Origin of the sequence: Paenarthrobacter sp. RAF54_2, assembly GCF_052113945.1 — a bacterium.
In the GTDB taxonomy this organism is placed as follows: Bacteria; Actinomycetota; Actinomycetes; order Actinomycetales; family Micrococcaceae; genus Arthrobacter.
Genome location: NZ_JBFRDV010000026.1, coordinates 64,120 through 72,439 on the forward strand (window position 1 = coordinate 64,120; position 8,320 = coordinate 72,439).

The 8,320-nt window shown below is 62.4% G+C and carries 6 protein-coding genes and 1 tRNA gene; 1 reads left to right on the forward strand and 6 read right to left on the reverse strand.

Translation table 11 applies throughout. The features are described from left to right. Positions 1-33 precede the first annotated feature (33 nt). From AB4Y87_RS21575 to AB4Y87_RS21600, 6 genes are all read right to left on the reverse strand, one after another. Positions 34-2,775 (reverse strand): LuxR C-terminal-related transcriptional regulator, encoded by a 2,742-nt coding sequence (locus tag AB4Y87_RS21575; protein ID WP_442006305.1) that lies wholly within the window; start codon positions 2,773-2,775, stop codon positions 34-36. A gap of 143 nt (positions 2,776-2,918) precedes the next feature. Beyond that, a complete protein-coding gene (gene pth / locus AB4Y87_RS21580; RefSeq protein WP_442006306.1) occupies positions 2,919-3,503 on the reverse strand; it encodes an aminoacyl-tRNA hydrolase in 585 nt (194 codons plus the stop codon). Between the two features lie 138 nt (positions 3,504-3,641). Next, the gene (locus AB4Y87_RS21585; RefSeq protein ID WP_442006307.1) at positions 3,642-4,217 is read right to left on the reverse strand and encodes a 50S ribosomal protein L25/general stress protein Ctc; all 576 of its coding nucleotides are present in this window, start codon (positions 4,215-4,217) and stop codon (positions 3,642-3,644) included. A gap of 303 nt (positions 4,218-4,520) precedes the next feature. Then, positions 4,521-5,501 (reverse strand): ribose-phosphate diphosphokinase, encoded by a 981-nt coding sequence (locus tag AB4Y87_RS21590; protein ID WP_159697849.1) that lies wholly within the window; start codon positions 5,499-5,501, stop codon positions 4,521-4,523. Further along, positions 5,498-7,003, reverse strand: a complete 1,506-nt coding sequence (gene glmU / locus AB4Y87_RS21595; RefSeq protein WP_442006308.1) for a bifunctional UDP-N-acetylglucosamine diphosphorylase/glucosamine-1-phosphate N-acetyltransferase GlmU — start codon at positions 7,001-7,003, stop codon at positions 5,498-5,500. Before glmU ends, AB4Y87_RS21590 begins: the two co-directional genes overlap by 4 nt. Positions 7,004-7,127: 124 nt before the next feature. Beyond that, a tRNA-Gln gene (locus tag AB4Y87_RS21600) sits at positions 7,128-7,199 on the reverse strand. A gap of 263 nt (positions 7,200-7,462) precedes the next feature. On the opposite strand from AB4Y87_RS21600, the gene AB4Y87_RS21605 reads away from it, so the two are divergent. Beyond that, positions 7,463-8,062, forward strand: coding sequence for a TetR/AcrR family transcriptional regulator (locus AB4Y87_RS21605; RefSeq protein ID WP_442006309.1), 600 nt, complete (start codon positions 7,463-7,465; stop codon positions 8,060-8,062). Positions 8,063-8,320: the final 258 nt, after the last annotated feature.

Below are 8,320 nucleotides of genomic sequence, written 5' to 3' on the forward strand. Positions count from 1 at the left end.
CGCACCCGGTTGACGGAAACTACACTCCTCAACTCACAGGAGACCATTGAGCTCGCCTCGCGATGAGACGCCGAGCTTGGTAAATACTTGGTACAGGTGTCCTTCAACGGTCCGCACAGACACCCCAATATCCATAGCGATTTCACGATTGCTGACACCCTTTCCGGCCAGTTTGGCAATTTGCCGTTCACGCTCGGTCAACACCGGTGCGTCGCTTCGTGGTTGGATCGGCAACGCCGAGACCGATTGTTCCAGACGCTCAAGCCTAAGCTGCGCGGTCCGGGCAGCCGTGGTTTCACCGGCATTGCGGGCAAAGTCCAAGGCCATGGCCACGCACCTGGCTTCCACCACCAACAAATCCAGTGCAGCTGCGGCGTCGGCGGCAGCCAGGAGAGAACGCGAACTCCGTTTCAGGGATCCGCGGGCAAGGTCGCGGGCGATCTGCGCCAAAGGGCCTTGACGGTTCTCGGCAATTTCCTCCAGCAATTTGTACTCGGCGTCCGTGCCCTCCACTGTGGCGCCAAAAAGGCAAATCCCGGCCGTTGTAAAGCGACGCTTGTCGATGTCCTGCTGGACCCTGGCCAGCAGCCGCGGCTTGACGTCCGGGTCCCCCATCCATCGCCCTGCCATTTCAGCGCAGAACTCGGCAACGGACTCGGAGAAATATGTCCCAACACCCCGGCAAGTGCGGTACAGGTCAAGGTACCGTCCGGCTTCGAGTGAATTGCCCAGCTGTGCATAGGCAAAGGCGGTAGCAGCGTAGGCAACCTTGACCATGTTCATGGCCGGGCGAAGCTCAAGCTGGGCGGCGTCGGAGCGCAACGGTTCGATCGCGCTGGAGGGCTTTCCGGCGTAGGCGTAGGCAAGGCCCACGCCCAGTTCGGTGATTGCACCGCGATACTGCAGGCGCGAAGGTGTGGAGGGCGTCCGCCGCATGAGCTCGATGCATTTCCGCCATTGTCCGGAGAGCAACAGCACTCCGAAAGCCTCCCGGGCGAAGGACTCCTCCAACTGCGCCGGCCTGTCATTGTTCCCCAGCTGCCGGGACACGGTACGTGCCAGTTGCTGCGCTTCCAGTTCCCGGCCCATCACGCATCGGGTTTCCATGAGGCAGAACGCGGACTTCAGCCAGTGTTCCCGGTCATCGGCCGGGTCCTTGACCAGTTCCTTTTCCAGGTCCTCGGCCACAGCTGCGTACTCGCCCATATAGGCCTGGTATTCGTAGTTGCAAAGAAGGAGCCTGTTCCGGGCCCGCGTGATCAGCTCCGGCGCGTAGGCCTCCGGATTCGAAACCATGGCCTCCAAGGTTTCACTTGCCGCCGTGATCACGCCGGGCACCATTGCCGAACGGCCGTCAATCCATGTCATGGCCTGGCATTTCGCAGCTGTTACTTCGGCAAACTCCATGGGGTCCAAAGCTGCAATGTGCGCCTCTGACACCTCATCCAAGGCCTGGGCAGCGTGCAGGGGCAGATCCAGCATGAGGTAGGCAGCTGACTTCAGTCGCTGCCCCGCCACCCACTCGGGGTCCTTGGGATCCAGTGACAGCGTACATTGGATGGCAAAGTTGGGATCGTAATCATCCAGGGCAGCCCGTCCTGCTGCCAGAGCATGTGCTGGCGACGGAGACGGTTCGTCCTCACAGGCGTGCATCCAGGCGGCGTAGCTCAGCAGATCCTGTGGAGCCAACCCACCCAGCTCCGGCTCCTTGGGTCCAAGAAGCATCAACCTCAGCTCGCGACGCCGCCGCGTACTCAGCCAGCCCCGGACAACCTCACCGACGTAAGCGTCGCGAAGGGAAACCCAGTGCTCGCCGTTCCGGTCAACGGTGAGCAGCCCGGATTCCTCCATCTCCACAAGCACTTCTGTGCCAAAGATTGCAGCCAGATCCACCAGTGTCGCGCGCTGCGCGCAGGCCAGGACCTCGACGACGGTCCGGTTGGCCTGCGGTTCGCGCGCCAACCTGGAACGGACAAAGTCCTCCACAACCGTGGCGCCTTCAAGCTTGATACGGTCCCTGAGCGTCCACACGGAATCGTTCAGGACGAGGTTGCCGGAATGGCGTTGCTCATCCAACAGCGCGTGCAGGAGCATCGGATTCCCACCGACGGCGGAGTGGAGTGAGCCCACCAGCGTGGAGGAGACATAGTGGCCCAGTACCGAACCGAGAACCTGCTTCGTCTGTTCTTCGCTGAGCGTATTCAGGTGGACTTCGCCCAGTTGCTCCTCAAGCACAAGCCGATGAAAATCAGCGGGGAGATCGCTGGAGCGTTGAACAGTGGCGATCACCTTTGCCGTTCCAGTGGCCATCAGATTCAGCAGCACGCCTGTACTCATGGGATCCATACCGCCAGCATTGTCCACGATGAAGACAGTCTGGCGGCCCGCAGCTTCTGCACGGATCAGGGACGTAATCGCGTGGAGAATGCCCGTGGGCGAACTGACGGCCTCGGACGGCAGCCTCGCCAAGAGGAATCCGAGGCACCCGTAAGGAGTCTGGCCATTGGCAACCGTGTTGCGCAATTGCAGGCTATGGATTTTGGGGCCAAGGGAAGAAATTACTGCCCGGGCCAAGCCCGACTTGCCAATTCCCCGTTCGCCCGTGAGCACCACGCCGTACGATTCCGGGGACTCGAGGTGCTTGGTGGCCCGGGAGAGATCCTGGCTCCTGGCCAGCAGTGACCATGTTTGCCGATCGGATGGACCGCCCACAAGGTCCGGAGCCGCAGCCCTCGCTGCGCCTCCACCGCCTCTGTTTAGCAACTCCGCCGACATTCGCATCCTTCGCTACAACATCCGCGACAGTCCCCCACCGCTTACCTGCGTACCATGCACACTACCTCCGGGCGCCGACAGTTTGGTAGGGCTAAGGGCGCCTCGAATCATCAGGCTTTCCTCAGGCTTTCCTCAAGATTTGCTCAAGTTCTTGCGGCATGATGCTTCTGCTGCGCCGCCAACAGCCCCTCATTGACCAGCAGTTCCACCGCGTCAGCCGCCTCGTCCAGCAGAAACGGCAATTCCTTCTTCTCGGCCGTTGCGAAATCCCGCAGCACAAAATCAGCGGTATCCATACGTCCCGGAGGCCTGCCCACCCCTACCCGCACGCGCAAATAGTCCTTTGTTGCCAGTGCCTTGGAGATGTCGCGAAGGCCGTTATGACCACCCTCACCGCCACCTATCTTGAGCTTGACCGTGTTGAAGGGAATGTCGATCTCATCATGGACGGCAATAACGTGGTCCGGCGCGATGTCGAAGAAATTGCTCAAGCCCGCCACAGGACCACCGGAAACGTTCATGTAGGTCATCGGCTTGGCCAGTACTACGCGGGGTCCGCCTATCCCCAGCCGACCCTCTACTACCTGGGCCCTGGCCTTGTGGGTCTTGAACTTGCCGCCCATTCGCGATGCCAGCTCGTCAAGCACCATCTGGCCCACGTTGTGCCGGTTGTTGCTGTACTCACTGCCGGGGTTGCCGAGGCCAACTATCAGCCAAGTGTCAGTCATGGTCTCATCCTAGGGAGTCTTGTCAGGGAATCGGGTCAGCGATGGGGGTCCCGGAGTTGCGTGGGACGGAAGAAGAAAGTGGCCGGGACCCAAGGGGACCCGGCCACTTAAAAGGCGTTTGCCTTATGCAGTCAAAGACTACTCAGCCGCTGCTGCTGTGGTTTCTTCTTCAGCTTCAGAAGCGGTCTCGGAGATACGGACCACCAGGGTGTCACCTTCAGTGAGCAGGGTGGAACCCTTCGGCAGGACGAGGTCCGATGCGTGGATGTTCTCCCCAGCCTTACGGCCTTCGATGTCAACCTCGACGGCGGTAGGCACGTGGGTTGCCTCGGCCTCAAGGGAAACCGTGGTGGCTTCGAGGCTGGCAACAGCACCCGGAGCAACTTCACCGGAAACGTGGATGGCGATGTCAACGGTAACCTTCTCGCCAGCCTGGACGGTCTGGAGGTCAACGTGCTCGATGATCTGCTTAACCGGGTCGCGCTGGATGTCCTTGACGAGCGTCAGGTGCTGCTCGCCGTCGACGTCGATTGCCAGCAGGGCGTTGGAAACGCGGACAGCCAGCGTGGTGGCGCGGCCGGGCAGGTTGATGTGGATCGGCTCTGCGCCGTGGCCGTAGATGACGGCCGGGATCTGGCCGGCCATGCGTGCACGGCGGGCAAAACCCTTGCCGAATTCGGTGCGCAGTTCTGCGGTGAGCTTCTGCTCAGACATGTGTACTCCTTGATTACTGTGGCGTCCGGGAAATTCCGGACAAGTCGATCAGCAAGGGCGGAGGTCTGTGGACCTTCTACGCCCGGCGATCGTTGCTATCCAGCAGCAAGCCCGCCTGTGTCGAAGGAGATGCAGACCCAGTCGATAACGGAGACCCGCAAGTCCGGTTCAAAACGCGCACCGGATGTGCTCTCCCTCGCCAAGGTATCCCCAAGAGCTTACCAGCGGATACCTTCATTACTGAAAACGGGCCATCCACACGCCCGGAGGCGGCGGATGACCCGTGATGTCAGCAGTCCGGCGTCAGGCTTTGCCGTCGAACAGGCTGGTGACCGAACCGTCGTCGAACACTTCACGAATGGCGCGCGCGATCAACGGTGCGATGGACAGCACCGTGAGCTGCGGGAAACGCTTCTCTGCCGGGATGGGCAGGGTGTTGGTGACAACAACTTCGCGTGCGCCGGAATCAGCGAGGCGCTGCGCTGCGGGGTCCGAGAAAACGGCGTGCGTGCACGCGATGATGACATCCTTGGCGCCAGCGTTCTTCAGGACCTGGACGGCGCCGGAGATGGTTCCACCGGTGTCGATCATGTCGTCAATAAGCACGCAGGTGCGGCCTTCAACCTGGCCAACAACGGTCTTGGAGACGGCCTGGTTGGGCACCGTGAGGTCGCGGCTCTTGTGAACGAATGCCAGCGGGGCACCGCCCAATCGTTCCGCCCACTGTTCGGCCACGCGGACGCGGCCGGTGTCCGGCGAAACAACGGTGATGTTGTCCGCCTCCACCTTGGTGCGAATGTAGTCGGCAAGCAGCGGGATCGCCATCAGGTGGTCAACGGGGCCGTCGAAGAAGCCCTGGATCTGGGAGGTGTGCAGGTCCACGGACATGATGCGGTCCGCGCCGGCGGTCTTGTACAGGTCCGCTACCAGGCGGGCGGAAATGGGCTCGCGGCCGCGGCCCTTCTTGTCCTGGCGGGAGTACGGGTAGAACGGTGAAACAACCGTGATCCTCTTGGCAGAGGCGCGCTTGAGGGAGTCGATCATGATCAACTGCTCCATAAGCCAGTTGTTCAGCGGGGCCGGGTGTGCCTGGATGACGAAGGCATCCGTGCCGCGCACGCTCTCGGCTGAACGGACATAGATTTCCCCATTGGCGAAGTCATAGGCGTCGATGGGCAGGAGCTCGGTCTCCAGCTCCTTCGCGATTTCCTGCGCCAGCTCCGGATGTGCCCTTCCGGCGGCGAGAATCAATTTCTTCTCGCCGTGTGCGGTAATTTCGCTCATGCCTGTTTGCCCTCTTCTGTGGTTGCTGGAGATTGTGAGGATGTGGGGGCGGGGGTCAGCAGGGAGTCCTGCGCGGCCTGCGCCAGCTTCGCGGAGACAGTGCCCGGGCGGTTGTCTTGCACCCAACCTTCGACGTTTCGTTGTGCGGCCAGGCTAAGGGCGAGGGCTCCCGGCGGGACGTCTTTGCGGACGACGGCACCGGCGCCGCTGTATGCGCCATCACCCACGGTCACGGGCGCTACAAAGACGGTGTTTGAACCGGTGCGCACGCCCGAGCCGATCACCGTGCGGTGCTTCTTCTCGCCGTCGTAATTCGCGGTGATGTTGCCACAGCCGATGTTGGTGTCCTCGCCGATTTCAGCGTCACCTGCGTACCCGAGGTGGGAGAGCTTGGAACCACGGCCGATGGTCACGTTCTTGGTTTCGTAGAAGGCGCCGATCTTGCCTGTCTCCCCCAGTACCGTGCCGGGGCGGAGGTACGTGAACGGTCCAACGCTTGCTTTGGCGCCGATAGTGGAACCTGAGCCATGCGTGCGGGTCACTTTGGCCCCTTCGCCAACGTTGACGTCCGTCAGCGTCGTATCGGGACCCACGACGGCGTCCCTCGCCACAGTAGTGGAACCGTGCAGTTGCGTATTGGGCAGCAAGCGGACGTCTTCATCGAGTTTCACGGTCGAGTCGATCCAGGTGGTGGAGGGATCCACCACGGTCACGCCCGCCCGCATCCAGGACTCGATGATGCGGCGATTCAGCTCGGCGCCGAGCGCGGAAAGCTGGATGCGGTCGTTGGCGCCCTCAACCTGCCAGCGGTCCTGGGTGACGACGGCGGCAACCCGGCCACCGGCGTCGCGCGCCAAGCCGAGGACATCGGTGAGGTACATCTCGCCCTGCGCGTTGTCAGTGGTGACCCGCGTCAGCGCATTCCGCAGCACAGCGGCGTCGAAGGCGTAAATACCAGAGTTGACCTCAAGGATGGTGTGCTCGGCTTCGCTGGCATCCTTGTGCTCGCGGATGCCGGTGACTGTGCCGTCTTCGGCGCGAAGGATGCGGCCGTAGCCCGAGGCGTCGTCCAATACTGCGGTGAGCACCGTAACGGCGTTGCTCTGGGCTTCATGCGTGGCCACGAGTTCGCCCAGCAATTCGCCGGTCAGGAGGGGCACATCCCCGTAGGTGACAACCACAGTGCCGGTGAGCTCCGCTTCGGCGTCGAGGGCCTTGAGGGCAACCTCCACCGCGCGTCCCGTGCCGGGGATCTCGTCCTGGTCAACGATCACGGCTTCCGGATCCAGTGCGGAGACGTGTTCTGCGACGCGATCGCGCTCGTGCCGGACAACAAGGGCCAGCTTCAAAGGCTTGATGGAACGGGCGGCGAGGAGGGCGTGGCCCACCATGGAGAGGCCGCCGATTTCGTGGAGAATTTTGGGAGTCCGCGACTTCATTCGCGTTCCGGCACCTGCAGCCAAGACGATGACTGCTGCGGGACCGGTGGTTTCGGGGCTCACGTACTGGCTCTCCTTGCTCGGTTTTGTCCCGGGTAACCCGGCTTCGGAATGCTGCCATTCCAACTATGGACCCAGGCACCGTTCGAGCTGTTCCAGGTACAGAGTGGAGCGCATTTTCCGACCGTTCCGCCCATAGGATTCGAACCTATACTCCACGGCTCCAAAGGCCGGGGTGCTGCCATTACACCAGAGCGGACCGCGCATGCTTGCACCCCCAGGCGGCAGGGCCTGACGGTTTCCCGGATCACCGGGATGCACACACAAGAATCTAGTTTGCCATGACCTTTGCATGGTTCGCGACTTGACCCGCTGCGACGGGTCTCCAGATGCCCTGTTACGGCGCTTCCCGACCAGCCGTGCGGCGGGTTAGGGCATGATGGACACGTGAGCAAGCGCACTGAACTTTCCCGGCCCCCAGCCGGCCTCAAGCCCCTGGGAGACCGCCCTGTACGGTTGCGGATGACGGGACAACAGCGCCGCTCCCAGCTCATCGGCATTGGCCGGGCGCTCTTCGCAGCGAAGGGCCTGGACGGCACCACAATTGAAGAAATTGCCGCCAGTGCGGGCGTCTCCAAGCCCGTGATCTACGAGCACTTTGGGTCCAAGGAAGGCCTCTACCGGCAGGTTGTCGAAACCGAATTCCGGATCCTACTGGACTCCATCACCGAGGCACTGAGCACGGAGGCCAAACCCCGCGTCCTGGTGGAGCGGGCAGCATTGGCACTCCTTGGCTACATCGAAGACCGCACCGACGGCTTCCGGATCCTCATGCGCGACGCACCGCCTTCCCAGCCCGAAGGCGCCTTCTCCACGTTGCTCTCCCACGTCACCGCCCGGGTGGAACACCTGCTCTCCGACGAATTCGCCCGCCGCGGATTCAGCGCTGCCGACGGCGCAATGTACGCTCAGATGCTCGTGGGAATGGTCGCGATGACAGGCCAATGGTGGCTGGACAGCCGTGTGCCGGACAAACGCGCGGTGGCAGCTCACCTGGTGAACCTGGCGTGGAACGGACTGACGGGGCTGCAGAAGGAGCCCGAGCTCCGCTCCGACGGCTGACCCCCATCCCTCTCTCACATCCTGCGGCGTTTTTCCCCACGCTCTCTCACATCCCCACGTCTTTCGCCCCACGCTCTCTCACAACCCCACCCGTCTCCCCCCACGCTCTCTCACATCCCCACCCGTCTCCCCCCACGCTCTCCCACATCCCCACCCGGGGCCGCTGCGGTCGGACTCTTGCGCTCGTCAAGTTTTTGAGACAGTTCTCGTTGTTGTTGGTTAGGCGGCCAGGGGTTCCTGGGCGCTGGTGTGGTGGTT

Bases quoted from the DNA above. Each gene is read 5' to 3' on its own strand.
- AB4Y87_RS21575 (WP_442006305.1), bottom strand. From the start codon at position 2,775: ATGTCGGCGGAGTTGCTAAACAGAGGCGGTGGAGGCGCAGCGAGGGCT.
- pth (WP_442006306.1), bottom strand. From the start codon at position 3,503: ATGACTGACACTTGGCTGATAGTTGGCCTCGGCAACCCCGGCAGTGAG.
- AB4Y87_RS21585 (WP_442006307.1), bottom strand. From the start codon at position 4,217: ATGTCTGAGCAGAAGCTCACCGCAGAACTGCGCACCGAATTCGGCAAG.
- AB4Y87_RS21590 (WP_159697849.1), bottom strand. From the start codon at position 5,501: ATGAGCGAAATTACCGCACACGGCGAGAAGAAATTGATTCTCGCCGCC.
- AB4Y87_RS21605 (WP_442006309.1), top strand. From the start codon at position 7,463: ATGACGGGACAACAGCGCCGCTCCCAGCTCATCGGCATTGGCCGGGCG.